Origin of the sequence: Pararhodobacter zhoushanensis (assembly GCF_025949695.1) — a bacterium.
Lineage (GTDB): Bacteria > Pseudomonadota > Alphaproteobacteria > Rhodobacterales > Rhodobacteraceae > Pararhodobacter > Pararhodobacter zhoushanensis_A.
In genome coordinates this window covers 724,175-750,108 of record NZ_JAPDFL010000001.1, presented here as the reverse complement: position 1 = coordinate 750,108, position 25,934 = coordinate 724,175, and the positions used below count along the sequence as shown (strand labels likewise).

Below are 25,934 nucleotides of genomic sequence, written 5' to 3'. Positions count from 1 at the left end.
CCGCCATCCGGCGGGCCCCATCGCCCTGATGCGAGCGAGTTATGGAAACCGAACCCCCTGTCATCCGGCCCGCCTTGCGCCGGGTCGTTTATCTCATGGCCCTGCTGTTCGTGGTCGTCGGGATGATCAATTCGACCCCGTCCATACCGGGCTGGGACCAGTTCTGGCGTGATCTGACCGGCTGGGACAGCCTGAATGTGCGCCGGTTCCCGTATGAATATTACTACCCCATCGCCTTTGCGTGGATGATGATCATTGTCGCCATCTGGCATTCGGTCGCCCGCAAATGGAGCGAGGTCAGCCCCGCCAAGCGCCGTCTCGGGCTGGCGCTGGACGTGGCGCTGGTGGTGGCGGCTGTCGGCATCGCCGCGACCTATCTGATCGAGAACGAGGCCGTCTGCCTGATCGACGTGATCACCGGCGAACGCGCGGCGCTGATCGAGCGGACGCTGACCGCCGAGCGTGAGCTGGCGCAGATGATGGGTCTGCCCGCGCCGACCAGCATCGACAACCCGCGTTGTATGGCCACGACCGGCCCGTGGCTGACGCTGATCGTCGGCGGGGCGGTGGTGATCTTTCTGGCCTATAACACGCAGGTCTGGGGCTTTTCGCTGGTCATGGTCTCGATTGCGCTGGCCGCCTATGCCATCGCGACGGTGCTGATCTGGTACGCCTTCGGCTCGGACGGCATGAACCGCTATTTCATCACTGCCCTAGGGGGTGAGCCGCGAAGTCTGGCGGACGGGCGCTACCGGGTGCAGGATCTGCTGGTCAATCAGGGCTCGGGCCTGTTGGGTCAGTTCCTGCACATCATGCTCAATACCGTGTTCCCCTATATCGTTCTGGGGTCGCTGCTGTCGGTCTCGGCAGGCGGGCGCACGCTGATCAAGCTGGCGGTGGTGTCCACCCGCCGTCTGCGCGGTGGTTCGGCTCATGCCGCAATCGTTGCGTCGGCGCTGTTCGGCACCACCACCGGCACGCCGGTGGTGAACGTGCTGGGCACCGGCACGATCACCATTCCGATGATGGTGAAAAGCGGCTTCTCGCGCACCTATTCCGCGGGGATCGAGGCTGCGGCCTCGTCCGGCGGGCAGGTCATGCCACCGATCATGGGCATCGCCGCCTTCATTCTGGCCGCGATGACCGGCGTGCCCTACCGCGACGTGGCAATTGCCGCCGCGATCCCGGCGGTGGCGTATTTCATCTGCATGTTCCTGTCGGTCATGTTCCAGTCGCGCAAGCAGGGCATCGAGGCCGTTGGCGAAGTCCCGCCCGAGCTGCGCCTGACCCGCCGCGACGGTCTGCTGCTGAGCCAGATCTTCCTGCCGCTGGCGATCATCATCGTGCTGCTGCTGGTGCCCAAGGATGCCATCGGCTGCGACCCGATCAGCCGCCTGCTGGGTGCTGACATCATCCAGACCGCCACCGGCTGCCGGGCCGAGAACCTGCCGTGGATCATGCAACTGATCCAGAACACGCTGGGCGATGCCGGGAGCGTCGGCTGGTGGGCGGCGGTCACGCTGATGGGGATGCTGTTCATCGAGCCCGCCTTCCGCAAACGACCGGCCAAGTTGCTGGATGCGCTGTCGGATGCCGGGATCACCTCGGCCGGGTTGTATCTGATGTTCCTTGCCGTCTCGGTGATCGACATCGCGCTGAACCTGACCGCGCTGCCCAGCTTCATTGCGCTGGATATCCTCGGCTGGCTCAGGGCGCTGAATATCGGCGACGGTGCGCCGCTGGCGTTCCAGTTCATCGCCTTGGGCGTGACGATGGTGCTGGCGATCCTGTTCGGCATGGGGATGCCAGCGGTGCCGGCCTATGTGAACGCGGCGCTGTTGATGGGGCCGTTGCTGGTGGGGCTGGGATTGGCGCATTTCACCGCGCATATGTTCATCTTCTACTTCGCCTGTGTCAGCGCGATCACCCCGCCTGTGGCCGTGGCATCCTATGCCGCCTCGACCATCGCCAAATCGGACCCGGTGATGACCTCGTTCTCGGCGGTGCGGTCGGGGATCGTGATGTTCGTGATCCCCTTCGTCTTTGCCTTCAACCCTGAGATCCTGCTGGTGCAGGCGGCGGTGATCAGCCCCGACTTCGCCACCAGCGGCCAGCGATTCCTGACCGGCTATGATGGCGAATTCCACTTGCTGCCGTTGCTGTGGTTGCTGACGCGGCTGGGCCTGACGCTTTACCTGCTGGCCAGTGCGCTGGCGCGGTATGACCAGACGCGCCTGCCCAAATGGGAGATCGCGCTGCGGCTGGCGCTGTCGCTGCTGGTGCTGTCGGGGGATCTGACGCTGCAACTGCCCGCCGTGGCGCTGAGCGTGGTCCTTCTGGGCTGGCATCAGGTCAAGACGAAACGGACGAGGGCCGTCGCGGCCTAAGCGCGGCGCGCACCACGGACATCGGCCATGGTGCGGCCCTCGCCCTGTTTGACGCGGTCAGCCTCGGTGCTGGCCGCGTCTTTCATTTGATCGGTGGGGATTGCGGGGCCAAGTGCCAGAGCGGCAACAGCGGGACGCGCCGCAACGAAAAACCCCCGGCTTTCGGGCCGGGGGTTTTCAGTGGCTACTTCTCAGGGATCAACCCGCGGGGCGCGAACCTGAGCACTAGAAGCAGAATGATACCCATCGTCATCAGCCGCATATGGGCCGCGCTCTCCAGCAGATGCGCGCGGATGCCGCTGTCGGCGGGCATCGTATCGGTCAGTGTCTGGATCAGCCACAGGCCGATCGGCTCGACCTCGACCCATAGGAACCAGATCAGGAACCCGCCCAGCACCGCGCCCCAGTTGTTGCCCGATCCGCCGACGATTACCATCACCCAGATCAGGAAGGTAAAGCGCAGCGGCTGGTAGGTGCCCGGCGTGAACAGCCCGTCCAGTGTGGTCAGCATCGCCCCGGCAATGCCGCACACCGCCGAGCCCAGAATGAACACCTGAAGATGGCGCTTGGTGACATCCTTGCCCATCGCCCGCGCGGCGGTTTCGTTGTCGCGGATGGCGCGCATCATGCGGCCCCAGGGCGAGTTCCACGCCCGCTCGGACAGCCACATGATGATCGCCAGTACGACCACGAAAAGCAGCGCGTAGCACAGCTTGACGAAGAGCGACGACGCCTCGACCGCGTCAAAGCCGAAGTATTGCGCCCAGGCGATGAACTCGGGGTTGGATTGCAGATTGACCTCGTAGGGCACGACCAGCGGGCGCGGCAGCCCGTTGACGTTGCGCACCCCGCGCGACAGCCAGTCCTCGTTCTTGATCACCGCGATGATCGTTTCGGCGATGCCCAGCGTCGCGATGGCCAGATAGTCCGAGCGCAGCCCCAGACTGACCTTGCCGATCACCCAGGCGGCCCCGGCGGCCAGCAGACCGCCGACCAGCCATGACAGGATCACCGGCATTCCCGCGCCGCCCAGATAGCCGGCGACGGCGGTGTTGGTGCCCTCGATGGCATCGACAGCCGGGTCCATTACCGCGCGGAAGGCAAAGAACCCGCCGACGATCACCACCAGCAGAACGGCGGCGCGCAGCCAGCCCTTTTGCATCCGGCGGTAGACCTGCACCGCTGCGATGATGGCCAGCACGCCGACGGCAAGCCCGGCCAGAACGCCAACGCCCCCGCCGACCAGGCGTCATGCACCGGCGGCATCGAGGTCAGCACGACGCCCAGTCCGCCCAGCGCGACAAAGCCCATGGTGCCGACCGAGAACAGCCCGGCATAGCCCCACTGGATGTTCACCCCCAACGCCATGATCGCCGAGATCAGGCACATGTTGACCAGCCCCATCGCCACGGACCAGCTTTGCAGCCAGCCGACCAGCACCAGCAGGACCGCCATGATCGCGAAATAGGAAAGGTTGCGAATGGTCATACGGATTGCCCCTTGAAGAGCCCGGTCGGGCGGAACAGCAGCACCAGCACCAGAAGCACGAAGGACACCGCGAATTTATAATCGGTCGACAGGAGCTGCAGCAACGAACTGGGCTCCATGCTTTCGGGCAGCAGGTACTGGAAGAACTTGCGGAACGCATAGGTCACGCCGACCTCGGACAGCGCGATGACAAAGGCTCCGGCCAGTGCGCCCAGCGGATTGCCCAGCCCCCCCAGAATAGCGGCGGCAAACATCGGCAGCAGCAGCTGGAAATAGGTGAAGGGCTTGAAGCTCTTGTCCAGACCATAGAGCGTGCCCGCCACCGTCACCAACACCGCGACGACCAGCCATGTCACCGTCACCACCCGCTCGGGGTTGATGCCCGAGAGCAGCGCCAGATCCTCGTTATCCGAATACGCGCGCATGGATTTGCCGGTGCGCGTGCGGTTCAGGAACCAGAACAACAGCGCCACCACCAGCGCCGTGATCGCTACCGTGATCATCTGCGAATAGCGGATGCCCATCCCCTCATCGAGGCCGGTGTAGTCGCGGAACTCGCGCACGGTGAACAGAAAGCGCGCGCCATCGGCAAAGTTCTGGTCGTTCGGCCCGATGATAAAGCGCACCAGCCCGTTGACCACGAACATCACCCCCAGCGAGGCCATCACCACCACAATCGGCGCGGCCCGTACTTTTCGGTAAAACCGGTAGACAACGCGGTCGGTGCCCAGAAGCAGGATAGCGGTACCGATGATGCCAATCGGCAAGGCCAGCAGCGCGGTGGGCAGCGGATCAATCGACACACCCGCCGATTGCAGCGCCCAGGTGACAAGGATCACCAGCATCGTGCCAAAGGCCATCACATCGCCATGGGCGAAATGCGAGAAGCGCAGGATGCCGTAGATCAGCGTGATGCCCAGCGCGCCCAGCGCCAGTTGGCTGCCATACGAGATGGCGGGGATCAGAACGAAGTTGGCCAGCAAGACCAAAGCATTCAGGATTTCCATACAGGAGCCTTTCCAGACAGCGGACCTGAGGTCATTGCGGCGAACAGTGCAGCCAGAGGACGGTTGTTTCCTCGAACGAGGCACCATTGGCCATGGACAGCGTGAGCAGGCCTCCGCCATCGCCCGTCAGGCGCAGCTGATAAAAGCCGGTGCCCCGTTCCCAGGCGGCGATCTGCAGGGTGCCGTCATAGACGGGCTGAATGACTGTGCCGCCCATCTCGATTTCCAGCCCGCCGCCGAGGAAGGCCAGACCAAAGCCCTCTCCCCCGTCGGTGCAGGGTTGGTTCACGATACAGGTCATCAGGGCGTCGCAAGTGAAAGCATCGCGCTGACCTTCGGCAAGGGCAGGCGAGGCGGCGAGAAGAAGCGGAAGCAGAAAACGCATCTCTACCCCCAGAAAGCTGCGGCGGACCTCGGGGTCGGCCAGCAGCGCCTGCCCGGTGTCGGTGAAGCGGTTCGCACCCTGTACCAGAACGTAGCCCTTATGCGCGATCTCCAGCGCTTGCCGGGCGTTTTGCTCGACCATCAGGATGGAAATCCCGGTGCGGGCGATCTCGATGATCCGGTCGAACAGCTCATCCATCACGATGGGCGATACGCCCGCCGTCGGCTCGTCCAGCATCAGGACCGACGGCTTGGTCATCAGCGCGCGACCCACGGCGACCTGCTGGCGCTGACCGCCTGACAGCTCGCCCGCCGCCTGATGGCGTTTGTCGCGCAGGATGGGGAACAGGTGGTAGATCTGCTCCATCGTCTCGCGGTAATCGTCACCGCGGATGAAGGCGCCCATCTCAAGGTTTTCCTGCACCGTCATCGACGGGAAGATGTTGCGCGTCTGCGGCACAAAGCCCATGCCCTTGGCCACACGGTCCTGCGGCGACAGGGTGGTGATGTCCTCACCGTTCAGCCGCACCTGCCCCTTGCGCAGGTTCAGCATACCAAAGACGGCCTTCATCGCCGTCGATTTGCCTGCCCCGTTAGGGCCGACGATGACGGCGATCTGGCCCTTGTCCACGGCGATGGTGCAATCGTGCAGAATGTCGGCGGCACCATAACCGCCGGTCATCGCCTCGCCGATCAGCACGGCGTCGGGATCTGGTGTCACGGGATGTTCAGACATGACCGACCTCCGCCTTGACCTTGTTTTTCAGGCCGGTGCCCAGATAGGCCTCGATCACGTGCTCATTCGCCTTGATCTCGTCCAGCGTGCCCTCGGCCAGCACCTTGCCCTCGGCCATGCAGATCACCGGGTTGCAGATGCGGCCGATGAAATCCATGTCGTGCTCGATGACGACAAAGGTATAGCCACGCTCTTGGTTCAGGCGGACGATGGCGTCGGCGATGGTGTTGAGCAGTGTCCGGTTCACGCCCGCGCCGACCTCGTCCAGAAAGACGATCTTGGCGTCGGTCATCATCGTGCGGCCCAGTTCGAGCAGCTTTTTTTGCCCGCCCGAGATGTTGCCCGCCTTCTCATCCGCGATATGCGAGATGGTCAGGAAGTCGAGCACCTCATCGGCGCGGCGGCGGATTCCCTCATCCTCAAGCCGGACGGCACCGCGTTGGAACCACGCGGCGAACAGACCTTCGCCAGCCTGTCGCGGGGGAACCATCATCAGATTCTCGCGGACGGTCATCGAGCCGAACTCGTGGGCGATCTGGAACGTCCTGAGCAATCCCTTGTGGAATAGCTCGTGCGGCTCCAGTCCGGTGATGTCCTGACCCGCCATGGACACCGTGCCCGAGGTCGGTTTGAGAACGCCGGCGATGACGTTGAAAAGCGTCGTCTTGCCCGCGCCGTTGGGTCCGATCAATCCGGTGATCGAGCCTTCGGCAATGGTCAGACTGGCGCCGTCGACGGCATGAAAGCCGCCAAAATGCTTGTGCAGGTCTTCGACCCGGATCATGCGCGTATCCTTGCAAAAAGACAGCCCGGAACCGTCAGTCCCGGGCTGCTTGTTGTCAGCCAAACTTCTGCATCAGCGGAAGCGCACGGTCTCGAACGCGCCGTTCTGGACTTCCAGCTCGCGGTAGTTACCGGCGCTTTCACCCGAACCGATCAGCTCGACCGCCGAAGCGCCGACGTAATCGACGTCACCGCCTGCGGCGATGATCTCCAGCGCCTGGGCCAGCTGACCCGGGAAGATCTGCTCGCCGGGGGCGTTGGCGACGTCCATCACGTGGTCTTTGTAGTCAGCCGACGCGGTCGAGTTGGCCGCAGCCATCGCCAGCAGCATCAGCGCAGCGGCGTCATAGGATTCCGGTGCGAAAGCCGACGAGCCGTCGAAGCCCGCAGCGGTGGCCAGATCCTGGAACATGCCGGTGCCCGGATTGTCAGCGCCCGGCAGCTGGCCAAAGGTGCCTTCCAGCTCGTCGCCCATGGCTTCCAGCAGGCTGTCGCCGATCATGCCGTCAACCAGCTCGAACGTGTCGAACGCGCCCAGATCCAGCGACGAACGGATGATGCCGCGACCGCCCTGGTCAACGTAACCGGCAACCACCAGCACTTCACCCCCGGCAGCCGACAGCGCGCCGACTTCAGCCGAATAGTCGGCCTTGCCGTCTTCGTGCGAGGCAACCATCGTGACGGTGCCGCCCGCAGCGGTGAAAGCCGCCTGAATCGAATCAGCCAGACCCGCGCCGTAGTCGTTGTTGGTGTAGGTGATGGCGATGGTGCTGACGCCGCGGTCGACCAGAATGTCGGCCACAACCTGACCCTGACGGGCATCCGACGGCGCGGTGCGGAAGAACAGGCCGTCATCTTCAGCCGTCGACAGCGCCGGCGAGGTGGCCGAGGGCGAGATCATCACAACGCCATTCGGACGCGCGACGTTCTGCAGGATCGCACCGGTCACGCCCGAGCAGTCAGCGCCGACGATGCCGACAACGCGGTCCGAGGTCACCAGACGCTCGGCCGTGGCAACAGCCAGACCCGGATCGATGCACCCGTCATCGCCGCGTACCGTGGTGACCGTGCCCAGCGTGAACAGGCCCGAGGCGTTCACTTCCGCCACGGCCATCTCGGCGCTCTGCGCCATGGCCGGGGTGATGGATTCCAGCGGGCCGGTAAAGCCGAAGATGATGCCCAGCGGAACATCGTCAGCGAACGCGGTGCCGGCAAAGCCGACAAGGGCGGTAGTGAGCAAGAGTTTCTTCATGTCGTATCCTTCCTGTGGATCAAGTATGTGGCCGTCCGGTTGCCGGCCTCGCGGGCCGGTTCCAGAGCCGTTGTTGTGCGGTCGCACTGCCCGGTGGGTCAGTACGCTCCGTGTCGCAAAGGCTGCGAGCAGAGGTCGTGGCTAGAGCTCCCCTTTTTCTGCGCGCCGTTGACCGGCCGTCTGTTCAGCGTTCCGCGACTCAGGTCAAAGTTTCATCAACCGGTCGCAGTGTTGCGCTAACGCCAACTTTACCGTTCGGCGCGCATTCGGCAACTGTCTTCCTGTTCCGGGATCACCGAACGCAGCAACTTGCCGGTTTGCGTGGTGGTTGACGTTGGGGAAAACCTCGGTTCTCACCTGCATTCGGACGCGCGACCGATGCGCGACCGGCCCGGATGCATTGAACTCGGATGCGAATTGGCCGACAACCGGGCCAAACGCCAACCGGACGGATCCATGACCCTTCGCACCTATGCCATCGGCGACATCCACGGCCAGATCCACCTTTTGCATCAGGCCCATGACCTGATCGCCGCAGACCGCGCGCGGGTTGGTGATGCCGAATCCCCGGTGGTTCATGTCGGTGATCTGGTCGATCGCGGCCCGGATTCGCGCGGCGTGGTGGATCTGCTGCTCAAAGGGCAGCTGGCCGGCAAGCCCTGGGTCGTCCTCAAGGGTAACCATGACCGCATGTTCACGCTGTTTCTCGACGGCAAACATGACCCGATCCTGCGGGCCGATCTGGATTATCTGAACCCGCGCATCGGGGGCGGCACGACACTGCAAAGCTACGGCGCAGCACCCGACGCCAGCCCGGCCGAGGCCAGCGCCGCCGTCCCGCAGGGGCACCGCGCCTTCCTGAACGATCTGCCGGGCTATTGCCTGCGCGGTGAGGTGCTGTTCGTGCATGCCGGCGTGCGCCCCGGCGTCGCGCTGGACGATCAGGTCGAGGATGATCTGAGCTGGATTCGCGGCCCGTTTCTTGAGTTCACCCAGCCCCACCCTTGGCTGGTGATCCACGGTCACACCAATATCGACGCCCCCACCCATTACGGCAACCGCGTGAACATCGACAGCGGCGCGGCCTATGGCGGGCCGCTGACCACCATCGTGGTTGAAGGTAGTGACGTCTTTGTGCTGACGCCCGAAGGCCGCGAACCGCTTCGCGCACCCGGCAACGCTTAACCCCCGCTTCACACCTGTCTGCTAGCTTTTGGCTTGGGTGACTGAAGGAATGATGGGATGAGCCGGCAAAACAACGCCGCGCCGATCATCATCAAACGAAAGAAAATCGTGAAGGGCGGCGGCCATCATGGCGGCGCCTGGAAAGTGGCTTATGCGGACTTTGTGACCGCGATGATGGCGTTCTTTCTGATGATGTGGCTGCTGGGGGCAACAACCGAATCACAACGCCGCGGGCTGGCGGATTACTTCAATCCGTCGATACCGGTTCACCGGATCTCGTCTGGCGGTGAGGGGATGTTTGGCGGCACCGATGTAGAGACCCGCACACAGGCCGCGCCGGCCCGGCCCGAAGACGAAGCAACCGAATCAGGCACCGACACGCGCGCCGAAACCGCCAGCTTTGAAGAACTTCAGGAACATCTGAACGGTCTGGGTGGCGAAAGCGCCCTTATGGATCAGGCGCTGCGCCATGTGGTAACCCGCGTCACCGATGAGGGGCTGGTGATCGAACTTTTCGATCTTCCCGGCGCACCGCTGTTCATCACCGACACCGACCTGCCCGAGCCGGTGCTTGAGCAGATCATCATCGTCACGTCGCAGATTTTCTCTATGGTCGTCAATCGCTTGTCGATTGAAGGCCATACGCGCAGCTATACCGTGGTGCAGGCCAATGATCCGCGCTGGCAGCTCTCGACCGCGCGGGCCGACCGGGTACGCCGCCTGCTTGACGCTGCGGGTTTGGACCCGGCGCGTCTGGCCCGCGTGACAGGTCACGCCGACCGTCGCCCGGCCGATCCGAACCCGATGTCGGTGCGCAACAACCGTCTGGAACTGATCCTTTTGCGGCAGCAGTCGTGACGGTGGAACGGCGTTAGGCGCACATTAACGCCCGTCGTGCAGTGTCGGATCAATCGCTCCGCACCAGCTCGAAAGGCCAACGCCATGTCTACCCTTTATTCATCGTTCAACGCCGGGATCGCCGGTCTGAACGCGAACTCGACCCGGCTCGCTGCAATCTCGGACAACATCTCCAATTCGGGGACACAAGGCTACAAGCGCGTCGTCGCCTCGTTTCAGTCGATGGTCATCGGCGGCGCGCAGTCCGGGGCCTATATCGCCGGCGGCGTGCGCGCGTCGACGCTGCGCCTGATTGATCAGCATGGCGCGATCACCGGCAGTTCGAACGCGACCGATCTTGCGATCAGCGGGCGCGGCTTCCTGCCCGTCACGTCCAGCAACGCCGTCCTTGCGGGCGGCACATTGCCGCTGATGATGACCACCACCGGGTCATTCCGCCCTGATGCCAACGGCGTCCTGACCAACCCCGCCGGGCTGGTCCTGCTGGGCTGGCCGGCTGAGGCAGATGGCACCATCGGCGCCTACCCGCGCGATAACATCGGCGGGCTGGTGCCGGTCAATATCAACGCCAACCAGTTCGCGTCGGACCCGACCTCGCGCATCTCGGTCCGCGCCAACCTGCCCGCAACCGCCACGCGCTTTGATTCCGAAAGCGTCGGGCATGATGTCGGACTTGAATATTACACCGCTCTGGGCACCACCGAATCGCTCAATATGCATTTCCAGCCGACAATTCCGGTCACCGGCAGCTCGAACGAATGGCTGGCGACGATCACCGACACCAACGACGGCTCGGTGATCGGCGAATACCGCATCACCTTCGACGACACACCGCCCAATGGCGGCCGCATCCTCAGCGTGACGCAGGATGTCGGCGCGGCGGGCGGGGCGTATGATGCGGTGACCGGTGAGTTCACCGTAACGGTCGCCGGACAGGATATCGCCCTGAACATCGGCGCTGTCGCCGATGAGGACAGCCTCTCGCAAATGGCGAACGACTTCATCCCGGTGTCCATCGACCGCAACGGCGCGCCGGTTCAGGCACTGGCCGGGGTACAGGTTGATGCCAACGGGTTGGTCAAAGCCTACTATGACTCTGGCCTGATCCGCACGATCGCGCAGGTTCCGCTGATCGACGTGCCCAATCCCAACGGGCTGACGGCACTCGACAGCCAGGCTTTCCGCGCCTCGGCCGAATCCGGCAGCCTGTTCCTGTGGGATGCGGGCGACGGCCCGACCGGCGAAATCCTCAGCTTCGCACGGGAGGAAAGCGCAACCGACATCGCGGCGGAACTGACCGACATGATCCAGACCCAGCGCGCTTATTCGTCGAACGCCAAGGTCATCCAGACCGTGGACGAGATGTTGCAAGAAACCACCAACATCAAACGATAACCGCTGAAAGGGCGCCATCATGAGCATTTCCAGTGCACTCAACAACGCCACATCGGGCCTGACCGCGTCCGCGCGCGCCGTTCAGGTGGCCTCGGCCAACGTCGCCAACGCCCTGACCGACGGCTATGCGGCGCGCGAAATCAACCTGGTGTCCGCCTCGTTGGCGGGCACCGGCGGCGGCGTGCGGGTCGCCTCGATCACCCGCCGCGTCGATCCGGCCTTGTTGGGCCTTGTGCGCGACTCGGGGGCGTCGGCGCATGCTGGCACGCGCAGCAATGCATTCTGGCAGCGGGTAGAAACCGCCGTGGGTCTGCCCGGCAGCGGCCTGTCCGCCGCGCTTTCTGCCTTTGACACTGCGCTGATATCCGCCGCGGAACGCCCCGATCTGGACAGCCGGCTCTCGGCGGTGGCCGACAGCGCCGTCGCGCTGACCGGGCATCTGGGCCGGATCGAGGAAACGGTGCAACAACTCAGGGCCGATGCCGATTATGCCATCGCGCAGGATGTCCGCAGCCTGAACGAAGGTCTGGCGCGGATCGACACGCTCAACGACCAGATCGTGCGCCTGCAATCGAGTGATCAATCTGTGGTTGGCCTGCTGGACGAGCGTCAGGCCGTGATCTCGCACCTGTCCGAAATCGTGCCCTTGCGCGAATACCCGCGCGAGCATGGGCGCGTGATGCTCTACACCGCCTCGGGCCAGCTTTTGCTGGATTCCAAACCGGTCGAGTTCGGCTTCACCCGCACCCCCGCCGTCGACGCCAGCATGAGTGTCGGCAGTGGCCTGTCCGGGTTGACGCTGAATGGCACTCCGCTGAGCACCTCACCCAGCGGGCCCATGGGCGGCGGTCGCCTCGCGGCGAATTTCGCAATCCGCGACACAGACGCGCCGTCGGTGCAAACCCAGATCGACAGCTTTGCCGCCGATCTGATCAGCCGCTTTGCCGATCCCGCGACCGACCCCAGCCTTGGCGGCACGCCGGGTGTCTTCACCGACGCCGGTGGTGCCTTGACCGCGACACCGGGCCTCGCCGGGCGGGTCGCGGTCAATACCGCGATCCTGCCCGATGCGGGCGGTGAGCTGTGGCGCATCCGCGACGGCATCGGGGCCGCCGCGCCCGGAAACATCGGCGATAGCACGCAGATCGGCCGACTGCTCGGCGCGTTGGACAGGCAGATCGCCTCGGGCCCCGGGGCGCCCTTGCAGACAGCGGCCGCAACCCTCGGCAGCCTGATGAGCTCGCTCTCCCGGTCGCGCCAAAGCGCCGAAGATACGGCCACCACCGCGCAGACCCGCAATCAGGTGCTGAACGAAACCCTGTTGGCGCAGGGCGTCGATACGGATGAAGAAATGCAGCATCTTTTGCTGATCGAACAGGCCTATGCCGCCAATGCCCGCGTTATCCAGACGGCTGACGCGATGCTTCGCCACTTGCTGGAGATCTGACCCATGACATGGTTATCCATCGGCACCCTTGCCCTGCCTGCCACGCTGAAACGCCATGGCCTTGCCATGCGCGCCGAGGTCGCGCGCCTCGGGATCGAGCTGACAACGGGCGAGCGGGTCGCGCCGCAAAAGCAGCTGCGTGGTGATCTTGGCGCGCTCTCGGCGATCGAGGCCCGCACGACGCGCATCGCCGCCTATACCGAGGCCGCCAAACAGGCGAGCGCCGCCACTGAAGCGGCACAAAAGGCGCTTGAGCGTGCCTCGACGATGGGCAGCGACACGGCCAGCCGGATGCTCGCCGTGTCGATCGAAGGCACCACGCCGGCGACCCTGCGCACCGCTTCAACCGCCGCGCGCGGCGCGCTTGAAGATCTGACCAGCACCCTGTCCCAGCGAATTGCCGGTCGCGCCATGTTTTCGGGCACCGCCAGCGACATGGCCCCCCTGCCGGACGCCGAAACACTTCTGGCGACACTGGCGCCCGCGCTGGCCGGGCTGACCTCGGCTCAGGATATCGCGAACGCGATCAACGCCGAGATCATCACCCCCGGCGGGCTGTTCGATACCGCCCTGTATCAAGGCGGGCCTGCCGCGTCGGGGGCTGCGATCGACCGCGAGTCGACCGTTGCGCCACTGCCCACCGCCGCCGATCCATCGCTTCGGCAACTGCTGGCGGGGTTGGTCATGTCGGCGGTGGCGGGCGACGACACGCTGACACTGACCGAGGGCCAGCGCCGGGCTCTTGCCCGCACCGGGGCTGAGGCACTGCTGGGCGCAGCCCCCGCCCTGGCCGAAACCCAGGGTGCGGTCGGTACGTCGCAGGAACGGCTGGATCAGACCCTGACCCGTCTTTCGGGTGAACGCGACGCCCTGTTGATTGCCCGCAGCGATCTGGTCGGCGCCGACCCCTATGAGGCTGTGACCCGGCTTGAAGAAGCGCAGGCCCGGCTTGAGACCCTCTATGCCGTCACGGCGCGCACCTCACGGCTGAACCTGACGGAGTATCTGTAATGCGATATTGGCTCTGGCTGATCGGGGCGCTCGCGCTGTTTGCCAGCGCGGCCACCGCGCAGGTGCGCCTCAAGGATCTTGTCGAATTCGACGGGGTGCGGGGCAACGATCTGATCGGCTATGGCCTTGTGGTGGGTCTGGACGGAACCGGCGACGGCATCCGCAATGCACCCTTCACGGAAGATATCATGACCAATATCCTGGAGCGTCTGGGGGTCAATGTGACGGGCGAGCAGTCCCGCCCCCGCAATGTGGCCGCGGTTCTGGTCACGGCAACCCTGCCGCCCTTTGCCCGCACCGGATCACGGGTCGATGTAACGGTGTCGGCCATCGGCGACGCCGGCAGCCTGTTCGGTGGCACGCTGGTGATGACACCGCTGAACGGGGCCGACGGGCAGATTTACGCGGTGGCGCAAGGCTCGGTGATCGCAGGCGGCGTCGCGGCACGCGGCGACGCGGCGCAGGTGGTTGAGGGGGTGCCGACCTCGGGCTCGATCCCCGGTGGCGCGCGCGTTGAGCGTGAGGTCGACTTTGCCCTCGCGTCACTGCCCCGCGTCCGGCTGGCGTTGCGACAAGCCGATTTTACCACCGCGCTCAGGATCGAACAGGTGATCAACGGCTATTTCGGCCGTGGCGTGGCGGCGATGCAGGATTCGGGCACCGTGGTGCTGGATGTCGCCTCGACGCGCGCGTCATCGGCAGCGCATGCACTCAGCCAGATCGAAAACCTCGTGGTCGCCCCGGGGACACGGGCGCGGGTGGTGATTGATCAGCGCTCGGGCACCATCGTCATGGGCGAAGACGTGCGCATCAGCCGGGTCGCCGTGGCGCAGGGCGGGTTGACCCTGCGGGTCGAGGAAACGCCACAAGCGATCCAACCCAACCCGTTCAGCCCCGGCGAAACCGTCGTTGTCCCCCGCACCGATGCGACGATCACACCGGAACCCGGCGTCGGGCTGGCCGAAGTACCGGGCGGCACGTCACTGGCGCAGGTGGTCGCGGGGCTGAATGCGCTGGGGGTCGGACCGCGCGACATGATCGACATTCTGAACACGATCAATGCCGCCGGTGCCCTGCACGCCGATTTGGTGGTGCGCTGAGCGCTATGGCGCAAGCGCCCCTTCGACGAAGCTGATCAGACGCGGCAAGCAGATCCGCTTGAGGTCATAGTTGTTCACGATATGCGCACGCGCGGCGCGGCGCAGGTCGGCAAAATCCGAGGGGCTGGCAAGGCAGTCGATCAGCGTTTCGGCGATCTCGCGCGTGTCGAAGAAATCGACCAACAGGCCGTTAACCCCGTCCTCGATCAGCTCTTCCACCGGGGCGGTGCGCGAACCGACGACCAGCGCGCCCGCGCTCATCGCTTCAAGCATCGACCACGACAAAACGAAGGGCACGGTCAGATAGCAATGCGCCCGGGTGCATTGCATCAGGCCAGTGAAGGTGGCGTAGGGGACTTTGCCGGTGAAATGCACACGGGTCAGGTCGATCCGGTCGCGCACCTCATCAAGGAAAATGTCCTTCCACGTCCGCCCGCCACCGGGGCGCGCGCCATAGCTGACGTCATCGCCACCGATGATCACCACCTGCGCGTTGGGTCGGGCGCGCATCACCTCGGGCAGGGCACGCACGAAGGAATGGTAGCCGCGATACGGTTCGAGATTGCGGTTGATGAAGGTCAGCAGCTCATCGCCCGCCTGAAACGAGACGCCCGAGGGCAGCGTGACCCGCGCCATGGGATCGGGGGTCAGCCGGTCGGTATCGACACCGTCGTGGATGATGGTGATCTTGTCGCGGAAACAGGCGGGGAAGGTATCAGCCTGAAATTCGGTCGGGGCCAGCGCGTCGTCGCATTGTGCCATCATCAGCGCCTGATGTCCCTGCCGGGCAACAACCGAGAGCGCTTTGTCCTCATCCTTTGAGGCGAACTCGGGATCAAAGCCGACGTCCAGCCCGCGCGGCGCATAGTAGAGTTCCGCGTAGACGATCAGGCGGGCCTGCGGCCAGATCTCGCGCAGGAACAGCGTTTCGCCCCAGCCGCCGTGGCCAAAGATCACATCGGGCACATAGCCGTGCTGATCGCGCAACACCCGTGCGGCGCGCGCGACACGGTAGGCGCGGTTGGTCATCTCGGTATAAGTGGTGCCCAGTTGGGAAATCTTGGAATCCGGACGACCATCGGGCTTGCGGTAACGATAGGTGGTGATGGTGGATTTGCGCGCATTGCTCTCGTCGGTCAGGGCCACCACGTCGTGACCGCGTTCCATCAGCGCCGGGGCCAGATGCAGAAACTGGCCGGGGAAATTCTGATGGACGAAGAGAATTTTCACGCGTCCTCCACCGCCGAACGACCGATGGTCTTTAGATCAAACGCCGCCGCCAGAAGCGCACGGGTGTAGTCATGGGCGGGGGCATCAAACACTTGGCTCGCAGGGCCGTATTCCAGCACATCGCCTTGTTTCAATACCATAATACTGTGTGACATCGCGCGCACAACGCGCAAATCGTGGCTGATGAACAGATAGGCCAGACCGTGTTTGCGCTGCAGGGCGCGCAGCAGTTCGACGATCTGCACCTGCACGGTCATGTCCAGCGCCGAGGTCGGCTCATCCAGAATGACCAGCTTGGGCTGCAGGATCATCGCGCGGGCGATGGCGATCCGCTGGCGCTGGCCGCCTGAGAATTCGTGCGGATAGCGGTCCATCATCGCCGCATCGAGCCCGACTTCGGCCATGATCGCGGCAACCGCTTCGCGTGCCGTGCCGCCAGTCGGGACGCCGTGAACGCCCAGTCCTTCGGCAATGATTTCCTCAACCGTCATGCGCGGGCTGAGGCTGCCGAACGGGTCCTGAAACACGATCTGCATCTCACGCCGCAGGTCGCGCAGGGCAGTGGCGTTCGAACTGCCTTTGGTATCGGGCGAGATGTCACGGCCCAGAAACACGATCTTGCCGGTCGAGCGGGTCAGCCGCGCGATGGCCAGCGCCAGCGTGGTCTTGCCCGAGCCGCTTTCGCCGACGATCCCCAGCGTTTCCCCGGCGCGCAGGGACAGGGACGCGTCGTTCACCGCTTTGATGTGGCCGACGGTGCGCCGCAAAAAGCCGCGCGTGATGGGGAACCAGACGCGCAGCCCTTCGGTGCGCAGGATCTCGGGCGAGATCGGGGGCGACGGGATCTGGCGCGCCGGTCGGCTCGGCCTCAAGCAATTTGCGGGTGTAGGGGTGTTGCGGTGCGGTGAAGACCTGCTCGGTCAGGCCCTGTTCGACGATCTCGCCGTTCTGCATGACGCAGACCCGGTCAGCGACGCGGCGCACGATGTTCAAATCATGCGTGATGAACAACATCGACATGCGTTCCGAGCGTTTCAGCCCGGCCAGCAGCTCAAGGATCTGCGCCTGAATGGTGACGTCCAGCGCGGTCGTCGGCTCATCGGCGACCAGCAGCTTGGGGCCGTTGGCCAGCGCCATGGCGATCATCACGCGCTGACGTTGCCCGCCGGACAGCTGGTGCGGATAGGATTTCAGCCGCGTTTCGGCGTCGCGGATGCCGACTTTTTCCATCAACTCCAACGCACGGGCGCGAGCCTTATCGCCGCTAAGGCCTTGGTGGAGCGACAGCGATTCCTCGATCTGCCGCTCGACCGTGTGCAGCGGGTTGAGCGAGGTCATCGGCTCTTGGAAGATGAAGCTGATGTCGTTGCCGCGCACGCGCCGCAGTTCGGACACCGGCGCGCCGACCATCTCGGCCCCCTCAAAGGTGATCGAGCCGGTGACCTGCGCCGCGTCCGACATCAGGCCCACGGTGCTGAGCGCCGTCACCGATTTTCCCGAGCCGCTCTCGCCGACCAGCGCGACGGTCTCGCCCTCGGCGATCTCGAACGACACGCCTTTGACGGCCTGTGTGACCGTGCCGCCCTGCGAAAAGGCGACGCCCAGATTGGTGACGCGCAGCAGGGTCATCGGAAGGTCTTTCGCGGATCAAAGGCGTCACGGATGCCTTCGAAGATGAACACCAACAGGCTGAGCATGACGGCAAAGGTGAAGAAGGCGGTGAAGCCCAGCCAGGGCGCTTGCAGGTTCTGCTTGGCTTGCAGCGTCAGGTTGCCCAGCGAGGGCGCGCTGGCCGGCAGACCGAAGCCGAGGAAGTCGAGCGTTGCCAGCGCCGCGATGGCGCCGGTGATGATGAAGGGCAGCATGGTGACGGTGGCGACCATGGCGTTGGGCAGCACGTGGCGGAACATGATGCGGGCGTTCGACACGCCCAAGGCACGGGCGGCGCGGACGTATTCGAAATTGCGGGCGCGCAGGAATTCGGCGCGGACCACGCCGACAAGTGCAGTCCATGAAAAGAGCACCATCAGGAACACCAGCAGCCAGAAATTCATCGGAATGATCGCGGCGACGATGATGATCACGTAAAGCGACGGGACAGAGCCCCACAGCTCGATCAGGCGCTGCGCGATCAGGTCGGTAAGGCCACCGAAAAAGCCCTGAACCGCGCCCGCGGTGATGCCGACCAAAGACGAAATCGCCACCACGACAAAGGCAAAGCTGACCGACAGCCGGAAGCCATAGATCACCCGCGCCAGCACGTCGCGGGCCGAGCCGTCGGTGCCCAGCCAGTGAATGTCATCGGGGGCGGAAGGGGCCGGGCCGCCCAGATTGTTGATCGTGTCATACGAGAACGGGATCGGCGGCCAGAGCAGCCAGCCGGGCGTGACCGCCTCGCCCTCGACAGCACCGGTGGCGGCTTGCGCGCGCGCATCCTCGGGGTCGTCCAGACACCATTCGATGCCGCCGGTTTCGATCAGGCATTGCACCTCGTCGGTGCGGTAATCGGCCTGCGTGCGGAACTCGCCGCCATAGGCGGTCTCGGGGTAGAAACGGGCGATGGGAAACTGGATCTCGCCGCGATAGCTGACGACGATGGGGACATCATTGGCCAGCACTTCGGCAAACAGGGTGATGCCGTAGAGCACCAGAAACACCCACAGTGACCAAAAGGCCCGGCGGTTGGCGCGGAAGTTGTTCCAGCGGCGGCGGTTCAGGAGAGAGAGGCGCATCACCTCAGCTCTCCCGCGTCTCAAAGTCGATGCGGGGGTCGATCCACACATACATCAGGTCCGACACGATGCCGATGACCAGCCCGACCAGCGTGAAGATGAAGAGCGTGCCAAAAATCACCGGATAATCGCGGGCAAGGGCGGCCTCGAAGAACAGCTTGCCCAGACCGTCGAGCGAAAACACCGTCTCGATGATCAGCGAACCACCAAAGAACGCGCCGATGAACACCGCCGGAAACCCGGCAATGACGATCAGCATCGCGTTGCGGAACACGTGGCCATAAAGCACCTTGCGCTCAACCAGTCCCTTGGCGCGGGCGGTCATCACGTATTGTTTGCGCAGTTCGTCCAGAAAGCTGTTCTTGGTCAGCAGCGTCAGCGTGGCAAAGCTGGAGATGGTCAGCGCCAGCGTCGGCAGGATCATGTGATGCGCGTAATCGACGATCTTTTCGCCCCAGGACATGGCGTTCCACAGCTCGGCCTCGGAATGCAGCCCGCGCGAGGGGAACCATTGCCAGTACGAGCCCCCGGCGAAGAGCACCAGCAGCAGGATGGCGAACAGGAAGCCGGGGATTGCATAGCCGATGATGATCGCACCCGAGGTCCAGGTATCGAAGGGCGTGCCGTCCTTGACCGCTTTGCGGATGCCCAGCGGAATCGACACGATATAGGCGATCAGCGTGGACCACAGGCCAAGCGAGATGGACACGGGCATTCGCTCGATCACCAGATCGATCACCGATTTCGAGGTGAAGTAACTGGTGCCGAAATCGAAGCGGATATAGTTCCACATCATCCGCAAGAAGCGTTCCAGCGGCGGCTTGTCAAAGCCGAACTCGCGTTCCAGCTGTTCGATAAAGGCCGGGGGCAGCCCGCGGGCGCCGATATAGCGCTCATCGCCCCCACCGCCGCGCGTGACATCGTCGCCCGCGCCGGTAAAGCCGCGCGTCGCGTCGCCCTGGCCCTGCATCTGCGCAATGACCTGTTCGATCGGGCCGCCGGGCACGAATTGCACCAGGGTAAAGTTGATGATCATCACGCCGATCAGCGTGGGAATCACCAACAGCAGCCGTCTAAGGATATAGGCGCCCATAGCCTGTGCTTATCTTCTTTCTGTTCCGTTTACCGCAAGGCGCCAGCGGCCCGCAGCTCGGCGGCGCGGTCGGTGTCATACCACCACCAGTCCATCACACCCGCCGAAAACTGCGGGATTTCAGCAGGGTGGCGGTAGACGTCCCAATAGGCGAACCATTGGTTCGCACTGTACCACAGCGGCACCATAAAGCGTTCGTGGCGCAGCACCCGGTCCAGCGCGCGCAGGGCGGTGTCGCGGTCTTCGGGCGATTCCGCCATCAGGGAGGCGTCTATCACCGCGTCGACCAGCGGGCTGGCCAGACCGGCGGGGTTGAACAGCGAATAGGCCGCCGCTTCGGACCCATAGCGCTGGTGCAAGCCGGTGCCGGTGTCCAGAAACGCGACATAGGCGTCCAGGATCATGTCGTAATCGCGGTCCCGCTGGCGTTGGGTGTATTGCGCGGGATCGATGCGCTGGCCGACGGCGTTGATGCCCATGGCCTGCAGATTGTCGAGAAAGCTCTCGATGATGGCCTCGCCCGTGGCCGAGCCCGAGGTGGAATAGGGGAATTCGATGGTCAGCACCTCACCCGCCGCATTGCGACGGATGCCGTCATCGCCGACCTCCCATCCGGCCTCTGCCAGCAGACGGCTGGCACGGCGCAGGTTGCGGCGGTCGATCAGCTGATCGGCGGACGAGGTATGCGCCAACACGGCAGGCTCGGTCAGCAGCTCGGGCGGAACCAGATCGCCAAGGCTTTCCAGCAAGGCCAGCTCGGCCCCTTCGGGAACGCCGGTTGCTTCCAGCCGCGTGCCCTGACTGAAGGAATAGAGCTGGCTCATCAGCCCGTACTGCAACTGCTGGTTGGTCCATTCGAAGTTATACGCCAGCGTGATCGCTTCGCGCACACGGGCATCTTGCAGCGTGGGGCGGCCCAGGTTGAAGATGAACCCCGTCGGGGTGGGCGGATTGCCATCGGGGATTTCCTCGCGCATGACCCAGCCATTCTGAACCGCAGGGAAGTCATACCCCGTCGCCCATTGGCGCGAGTTACCCTCGGCGCGGAAGGTGTATTCGCCGGTCTTGAACGCCTCGAACGCCGCCGCGTCATCCGAGAAATACTCGACCCGCACGCGGTCGAAATTATAGCGGCCCTGATTGATCGGCAGATCCCAGCCCCAGTAGTCGGGGTTGCGGCGATAGGTGATGCGGCGATTGACCTCGAAACTGTCGAGCATATAGGGCCCGGACCCCGGCGAGATTTCCATGCGCGGCTCGTCCAGCCGTGCACCGGTCTCTTCGTACCAACGTTGCGAGAAGACCGACTGGTAGCCGACCTGATCAATCAGCGTCCGGCGCGAGATGCCCGGCGCGAAATCGAAGCGCACGGTGTGATCGTCAAGCGCCACGGCGCTGATCACCCGGCGGCGCACAGCCTCGGCATAGGACGGCAGGCCTTGTTCGAGAATCAGATCATGGCTGAACACCACGTCATGCGCCGTCAGCGGCGTGCCATCGGAAAACCGCGCCTCGGGACGCAGGTGAAAGATCACCCATTCCTTGGATTCAGGATATTCGAGGCTTTCGCACAGCAGGCAGTAGTATTCGCCATCCACATCCGCGGGCGCAGCGTCACCGAAGGGCGCGCCGATCAGCAGCAGGCTTTCATAAATCGACGCGCTATAGCGCCCGGCACGGCCCCGGCGCGAATACGGGTTCATCGAGTCGAAGGTGCCCGACGCGTATTCCGAGATTTCGCCGCCGACAGGCGCATCGGGGTTCACATAGCTGAAATGCGAGAAATCCTGCGGATAGCTCAGATCGCCGTAATAGGAATAGCCATGCGCCAAAACCATGCCATCCTGACCACGCGCCTCGCCTGCGACGATCAACCCGGCCAAGGCCAGCGCAAGCCCCCCGGCGAGGGCGCGAAACGCGGCGGCGGTGTCGCGCGTGGCAGCGCGGGCGGTGGCGGGTCTGATCATGCGGCTCTCCTGCTTGGGGCTGACCTTCTGCGGGTCAAATTGCGTTTCCCCAGCTAAAGCCAGCCCACCGGGTGGTTGCAAGTGGCGATTGCGTGAGCAGCGCGGGGAATTGGCCTGTTCGGCCTCTTGCCGGGGCGTCGCGCAGCAAAAAGGGCCGCGCGCAAAGGCGGCGGCCCTTTTGGATCGGTCAGAAGGACGCGATCAGGCGCCCTGCGACTCGAGGTATTTGATCAGGTTCAGGCGGTCATTGACGTCCCGGATACCCCGGAACGACATCCGCGTGCCGGGTGCAGCCGCGCTGGGATCGGTCAGGAAGTGGTTCAGCGCCTCGACGCTCCAGGTGTCGCCGACAGCCAGCAGCGCGCCCGAGTAGTTGAAACCGTCAACCGCATCGACCGCACGGCCGACAACACCATGCAGCGACGGGCCGGTGCCGTTGCGACCAACTTCCAGCGAGTGGCACGAGCGGCAGTTGCGCCACAGGCTTTCACCGGCAGCAGCGTCGGCGTCGGCATACAGCGCCATCACGTCAATCGGGGCCGCATCTTCGGCGGGCGCAGCAGGTTCGCTGCCTTCTTCGATGGGCAGAGGATAGACCGCATGGGCATGGGCGGCATCATGGCTGGGCATATAGATCGTCTCGGCCGCCCATTTGCCGAAGAGGAAAATCAGCATCGCCGCGCAAAGCGCGCCAAGCGTTTTGGTGATAACCATGGTATCGAACATGTCGCATCCCGTGCCAGAGCATAAGTCGGGTTCTTCTACCCGCTTCCCCTCGGCGATTTCAAGCGATAGTTACCGCGACGAATTGACCGCACGGCAGTGTTTTCGCGAGCAGGGGACGGCATGAGCAAACGCATCGCATTTCAGGGCGAATTGGGCGCCTATTCGCACGAGGCCTGCGCGGCTTCGCGGCCTGACTTCGAAGCGCTGCCCTGCCGGACCTTTGACGAGGTGATCGACGCCGTGCGCGACGGGCGGGCCGACCTGGCGATGCTGCCGGTCGAGAACTCGACCTATGGCCGTGTTGCCGACATTCACCGGCTGTTGCCGGAAAGCGGCCTGCATATCGTCGATGAAGCCTTCGTGCGTGTCCGCATCGCGCTGATGGGGCTGGCGGGCACCAAGCTGGAGGACGTCACCGACGTTCGCGCCCATATGGTGTTGATTCCACAGGCGCGCGGCTTCCTGCAGAACCACGGCATCCGCGCCGAGGCCGCCGCCGACAGCGCCGGTGCCGCCGCCGAACTGGCCAAACACCGCACGCCCGGTCACGGTGTGCTGGCCAGCGAGATGGCCGCGCAGATCTACGGGCTTGAGGTGCTGGCCACCGACATCGAGGACAACCACCACAACACCACCCGCTTTCTGGTCATGTCGCCCAAACCTGACATGACCCGGCGCGGGGCGCATGGCATGGTGACGACCTTCGTGTTTCAGGTCCGCAACATCCCGGCCGCGCTGTACAAGGCCATGGGCGGGTTCGCGACCAACGGCGTGAACATGACCAAGCTGGAAAGCTATATGGTTGATGGCTCGTTCACCGCGACGCAGTTTTATGCCGATATCGAAGGGCACCCCGACGACGCCAATGTCAAACTGGCGCTGGACGAGCTGTCCTATTTCACCACACGGCTGCACATTCTGGGCACCTACCCGGCGTCTGACGCGCGCGGCTGAACGGACGTGCGGTCACGCGACGGGGCGGCTTTGCTTCCTTGCAACTGCGGTCTAGGCTCGCCTCGCAAAACGGGAGGACGATCATGAACCTGCATCACAAGGGCCGCCACGCGCTGGTCACCGGCGGCGGCACCGGCATCGGGCTGGCCATCGCCCAAATGCTGGCCGCTCAGGGCGCCCAGGTCACCATCACCGGCCGTCGCGGTGACGTACTGGCGGCAGCGGCCGAGGCAACACCGGGCCTGTATCCGCTGGTCATGGACGTTTCCGATGAGGCGAGCGTGGTGCAGGGCTGCGCCGACGCCATCGCCGCACGCGGGCCGATCACAATTTGCGTGGCCAATGCGGGCATCGCCGAGGGTAAATCCATGGCCAAGATGGACATGGCCTTCTGGCGCACGATGATGGCGATCAATCTGGATGGCGCTTATCTGACCGTGCGGGAATGTCTGGGCGGCATGCTGTCCGAAGGCTATGGCCGCACGCTGTTCATCTCGTCCATTGCCGGGATCAAGGGGCTTAAAGGCGCGCCTGCCTACACCGCGTCCAAGCACGGGATGATCGGCCTGATGCGCGGTCTGAGCGAGGAATATCTGGGCATGGACCTGACCTTCAACGCGATTTGCCCGGGCTATACCGACACCGATATCGTCACCCGCAACACCGAATCCATCTCGGCCCGCGCCGGGATCGACGCCGATCAGGCGCGTCAGATGATGGTCAAGACCAACCGCCACAAACGTCTGGTCACGGCCGATGAAGTTGCCGCCGCCGCGCAATGGCTCTGCGGCCCGGGGTCGAGCAGCGTCAACGGCCAGACCATCGAAATCGCCGGCGGGCAGATGTAACCCGGTATGAGCCGCCTCGCCCGTCTGACCGACAATCTCTCTCTCTCCGTGGTTCTGGTCACGTTTGGATTGGGGGGGATCTGCGGTCTGGTGGCGACGTGGCTCGGCCTGCCGCTGGGCATGCTGCTGGGGCCGATGATCGGCATCACGCTGGCCGCGCGTCTTGGGCTGCGGGTCAAAAGCCAGCCGCTCGCCGTGCCGCAAAAGTGGCGCTCGGTGTTCATCCCGATCGTCGGCGTGGCGATCGGGGCCAGTTTTCCGGCGGATTTCGTCACGCAGGCCCAGCGCTGGTGGATGACCATGGCCGCGCTGGTCGCCTTTATCCCGCTGGCGCAGTTTCTGGGCTATCAGTTCTATCGCCGTGTCGGCCAGCTGACGCCCTCCACCGCCTATTACGCTGCCATGCCCGGCGGCTTTATCGAGGCGCTGGACATGGGCGAGCGCGACGGCGCGGATATGCCCATGCTGATCATGCTGCAATTCCTGCGGCTGATCCTGTGCATTGTCCTGATTCCCATCGTATTTTCGCTGATCGAAGGGCATGCCGTCGGCAGCGCCGCCGGCGTGGCACTGACCACGTCGCACGACCCGTTAACGGTCTGGGATGTGCTGGTGCTGACCGGCCTTGGCGCAGCGGGATATTTCACGGCCACGCTGATGCGCCTGCCCGCTGCCGTTCTGTCCGGCCCGCTGCTGTTCAGCGGCATCGCGCATGCAACCGGCTTTACCCATGCGGCCCCGCCGTTCTGGGCGGTTCTGGTCACGCAATGGGTGATGGGCACATCGCTGGGCGTGCGCCTGTCGGGCTTCACACGCGGCGAGGCAGGCAAGGCAGTCTTGCTGTCCTCGGTCAACGTGGCGCTGATGCTGGTGGTTGCGGCAGTCTTCGGTTGGCTGCTGGCCGACCGCGTCGGTCAGCCGATCTCAGCCGTAATTCTCGCCTTTGCCCCCGGCGGGGTCAGCGAGATGGCGCTGGTCGCCCTCTCGCTGCATCTGAGCGCGGTTTTCGTCACCATGCACCATCTGGCACGGATACTGCTGGCGGTGACAACGGCCCGGCTGGGCACCAAGCTGATGCGCGGTTAAGGCCGCGCCTTACTTCGTCAGGATCAGCTTGCCGGCGCGGGTGATGCGCAGGTCGTACACCTTGCCGTCCAGCTCGATACGCGCCTGCGTGCCGCCGCCGGTCAAGGCGCGGGCCGAATGTACCGGCAATTCGGGCTGCATGACGGGTTCGGCGCGGGTGAAGTCTGGTTGCGAGTAAAGGGACATAGCGGGCTCCTGTGCATCTGGGTTAATCCTGACAAAAACACTTTGCCGAGTCAATCCCGATTCGTTTACTCGGATTAAA

At 64.3% G+C, this 25,934-nt stretch carries 19 protein-coding genes and 3 pseudogenes; 10 read left to right on the top strand and 12 right to left on the bottom strand.

Going from position 1 to position 25,934, the window contains the following annotated elements; all coding sequences use genetic code 11:
• Positions 1 to 41: 41 nt before the first annotated feature.
• A complete protein-coding gene (locus OKW52_RS03765) occupies positions 42 to 2,387 on the top strand; it encodes a TRAP transporter permease (RefSeq protein WP_264504515.1) in 2,346 nt (781 codons plus the stop codon).
• A 184-nt stretch (positions 2,388 to 2,571) separates the two neighbouring features.
• Here the strand turns inward: OKW52_RS03765 and OKW52_RS03760 are convergent.
• The 5 genes and pseudogenes from OKW52_RS03760 to OKW52_RS03740 form a co-directional block, all read right to left on the bottom strand.
• Positions 2,572 to 3,875 (bottom strand): annotated as a pseudogene (locus OKW52_RS03760) (branched-chain amino acid ABC transporter permease).
• Complete coding sequence (locus OKW52_RS03755) at positions 3,872 to 4,882, bottom strand: branched-chain amino acid ABC transporter permease (protein WP_264504514.1); 1,011 nt, start codon at positions 4,880 to 4,882, stop codon at positions 3,872 to 3,874. The pseudogene OKW52_RS03760 and the gene OKW52_RS03755 overlap by 4 nt, the downstream one beginning before the upstream one ends.
• Before the next feature lie 391 nt (positions 4,883 to 5,273).
• Positions 5,274 to 6,002, bottom strand: a pseudogene (locus OKW52_RS03750) (ABC transporter ATP-binding protein); the annotation flags it as partial.
• Positions 5,995 to 6,786: an ABC transporter ATP-binding protein gene (locus tag OKW52_RS03745; protein WP_264504513.1), complete on the bottom strand. Its 792-nt coding sequence runs from the start codon at positions 6,784 to 6,786 to the stop codon at positions 5,995 to 5,997. The gene OKW52_RS03745 and the pseudogene OKW52_RS03750, both read right to left, overlap by 8 nt.
• A 72-nt stretch (positions 6,787 to 6,858) precedes the next feature.
• Entirely contained in the window at positions 6,859 to 8,037 is a 1,179-nt protein-coding gene (locus OKW52_RS03740; protein ID WP_264504512.1) for an ABC transporter substrate-binding protein, read from the bottom strand.
• A 456-nt stretch (positions 8,038 to 8,493) separates the two neighbouring features.
• Here OKW52_RS03740 and OKW52_RS03735 point away from each other — a divergent pair, with 456 nt between their 5' ends.
• The 6 genes from OKW52_RS03735 (at position 8,494) to OKW52_RS03710 (ending at position 15,033) form a co-directional block, all read left to right on the top strand.
• Positions 8,494 to 9,222 carry a metallophosphoesterase family protein gene (locus OKW52_RS03735; protein WP_264504511.1) on the top strand — a complete coding sequence of 243 codons (729 nt, stop codon included), beginning with the start codon at positions 8,494 to 8,496 and terminating at the stop codon, positions 9,220 to 9,222.
• A 57-nt stretch (positions 9,223 to 9,279) separates the two neighbouring features.
• Complete coding sequence (locus OKW52_RS03730; RefSeq protein ID WP_264504510.1) at positions 9,280 to 10,080, top strand: flagellar motor protein MotB; 801 nt, start codon at positions 9,280 to 9,282, stop codon at positions 10,078 to 10,080.
• A gap of 84 nt (positions 10,081 to 10,164) precedes the next feature.
• On the top strand, positions 10,165 to 11,475 hold the full coding sequence (locus OKW52_RS03725) for a flagellar hook protein FlgE (RefSeq protein WP_264504509.1): 1,311 nt from the start codon (positions 10,165 to 10,167) through the stop codon (positions 11,473 to 11,475).
• A gap of 19 nt (positions 11,476 to 11,494) precedes the next feature.
• Complete coding sequence (flgK, locus tag OKW52_RS03720; protein ID WP_264504508.1) at positions 11,495 to 12,922, top strand: flagellar hook-associated protein FlgK; 1,428 nt, start codon at positions 11,495 to 11,497, stop codon at positions 12,920 to 12,922.
• A gap of 3 nt (positions 12,923 to 12,925) precedes the next feature.
• The gene (locus OKW52_RS03715; RefSeq protein ID WP_264504507.1) at positions 12,926 to 13,933 is read left to right on the top strand and encodes a flagellin; all 1,008 of its coding nucleotides are present in this window, start codon (positions 12,926 to 12,928) and stop codon (positions 13,931 to 13,933) included.
• Positions 13,933 to 15,033, top strand: coding sequence for a flagellar basal body P-ring protein FlgI (locus OKW52_RS03710; RefSeq protein WP_264504506.1), 1,101 nt, complete (start codon positions 13,933 to 13,935; stop codon positions 15,031 to 15,033). The genes OKW52_RS03715 and OKW52_RS03710 overlap by 1 nt, the downstream gene beginning before the upstream one ends.
• Positions 15,034 to 15,036: 3 nt before the next feature.
• Here OKW52_RS03710 and OKW52_RS03705 read toward each other — a convergent pair whose 3' ends face one another.
• The 6 genes and pseudogenes from OKW52_RS03705 to OKW52_RS03680 all read right to left on the bottom strand — a co-directional run bounded on the left by OKW52_RS03705 (position 15,037) and on the right by OKW52_RS03680 (position 22,781).
• Positions 15,037 to 16,263, bottom strand: a complete 1,227-nt coding sequence (locus OKW52_RS03705) for a glycosyltransferase (RefSeq protein WP_264504505.1) — start codon at positions 16,261 to 16,263, stop codon at positions 15,037 to 15,039.
• A pseudogene (locus OKW52_RS03700) lies at positions 16,260 to 17,892 on the bottom strand (ABC transporter ATP-binding protein). The gene OKW52_RS03705 and the pseudogene OKW52_RS03700 overlap by 4 nt, the downstream one beginning before the upstream one ends.
• Positions 17,889 to 18,995, bottom strand: coding sequence for an ABC transporter permease (locus OKW52_RS03695; RefSeq protein WP_264504504.1), 1,107 nt, complete (start codon positions 18,993 to 18,995; stop codon positions 17,889 to 17,891). Before OKW52_RS03695 ends, OKW52_RS03700 begins: the two are co-directional and overlap by 4 nt.
• Before the next feature lie 4 nt (positions 18,996 to 18,999).
• Positions 19,000 to 20,088 (bottom strand): microcin C ABC transporter permease YejB, encoded by a 1,089-nt coding sequence (locus OKW52_RS03690; protein ID WP_127106644.1) that lies wholly within the window; start codon positions 20,086 to 20,088, stop codon positions 19,000 to 19,002.
• Positions 20,089 to 20,117: 29 nt separating this feature from the next.
• Positions 20,118 to 22,055 carry an extracellular solute-binding protein gene (locus OKW52_RS03685; RefSeq protein ID WP_406622185.1) on the bottom strand — a complete coding sequence of 646 codons (1,938 nt, stop codon included), beginning with the start codon at positions 22,053 to 22,055 and terminating at the stop codon, positions 20,118 to 20,120.
• A gap of 201 nt (positions 22,056 to 22,256) precedes the next feature.
• Complete coding sequence (locus tag OKW52_RS03680; RefSeq protein ID WP_264504503.1) at positions 22,257 to 22,781, bottom strand: c-type cytochrome; 525 nt, start codon at positions 22,779 to 22,781, stop codon at positions 22,257 to 22,259.
• A gap of 120 nt (positions 22,782 to 22,901) precedes the next feature.
• Here OKW52_RS03680 and OKW52_RS03675 point away from each other — a divergent pair, with 120 nt between their 5' ends.
• From OKW52_RS03675 to OKW52_RS03665, 3 genes are all read left to right on the top strand, one after another.
• Positions 22,902 to 23,735 carry a prephenate dehydratase gene (locus OKW52_RS03675; protein WP_264504502.1) on the top strand — a complete coding sequence of 278 codons (834 nt, stop codon included), beginning with the start codon at positions 22,902 to 22,904 and terminating at the stop codon, positions 23,733 to 23,735.
• 83 nt (positions 23,736 to 23,818) lie between these two features.
• On the top strand, positions 23,819 to 24,583 hold the full coding sequence (locus OKW52_RS03670) for an SDR family NAD(P)-dependent oxidoreductase (protein ID WP_264504501.1): 765 nt from the start codon (positions 23,819 to 23,821) through the stop codon (positions 24,581 to 24,583).
• Between the two features lie 6 nt (positions 24,584 to 24,589).
• Positions 24,590 to 25,669, top strand: coding sequence for an AbrB family transcriptional regulator (locus OKW52_RS03665; RefSeq protein WP_264504500.1), 1,080 nt, complete (start codon positions 24,590 to 24,592; stop codon positions 25,667 to 25,669).
• Positions 25,670 to 25,678: 9 nt separating this feature from the next.
• Here the strand turns inward: OKW52_RS03665 and hemP are convergent, their stop codons facing one another.
• Positions 25,679 to 25,810, bottom strand: coding sequence for a hemin uptake protein HemP (hemP, locus tag OKW52_RS03660; protein WP_246022347.1), 132 nt, complete (start codon positions 25,808 to 25,810; stop codon positions 25,679 to 25,681).
• Between the last annotated feature and the right edge of the window lie 124 nt (positions 25,811 to 25,934).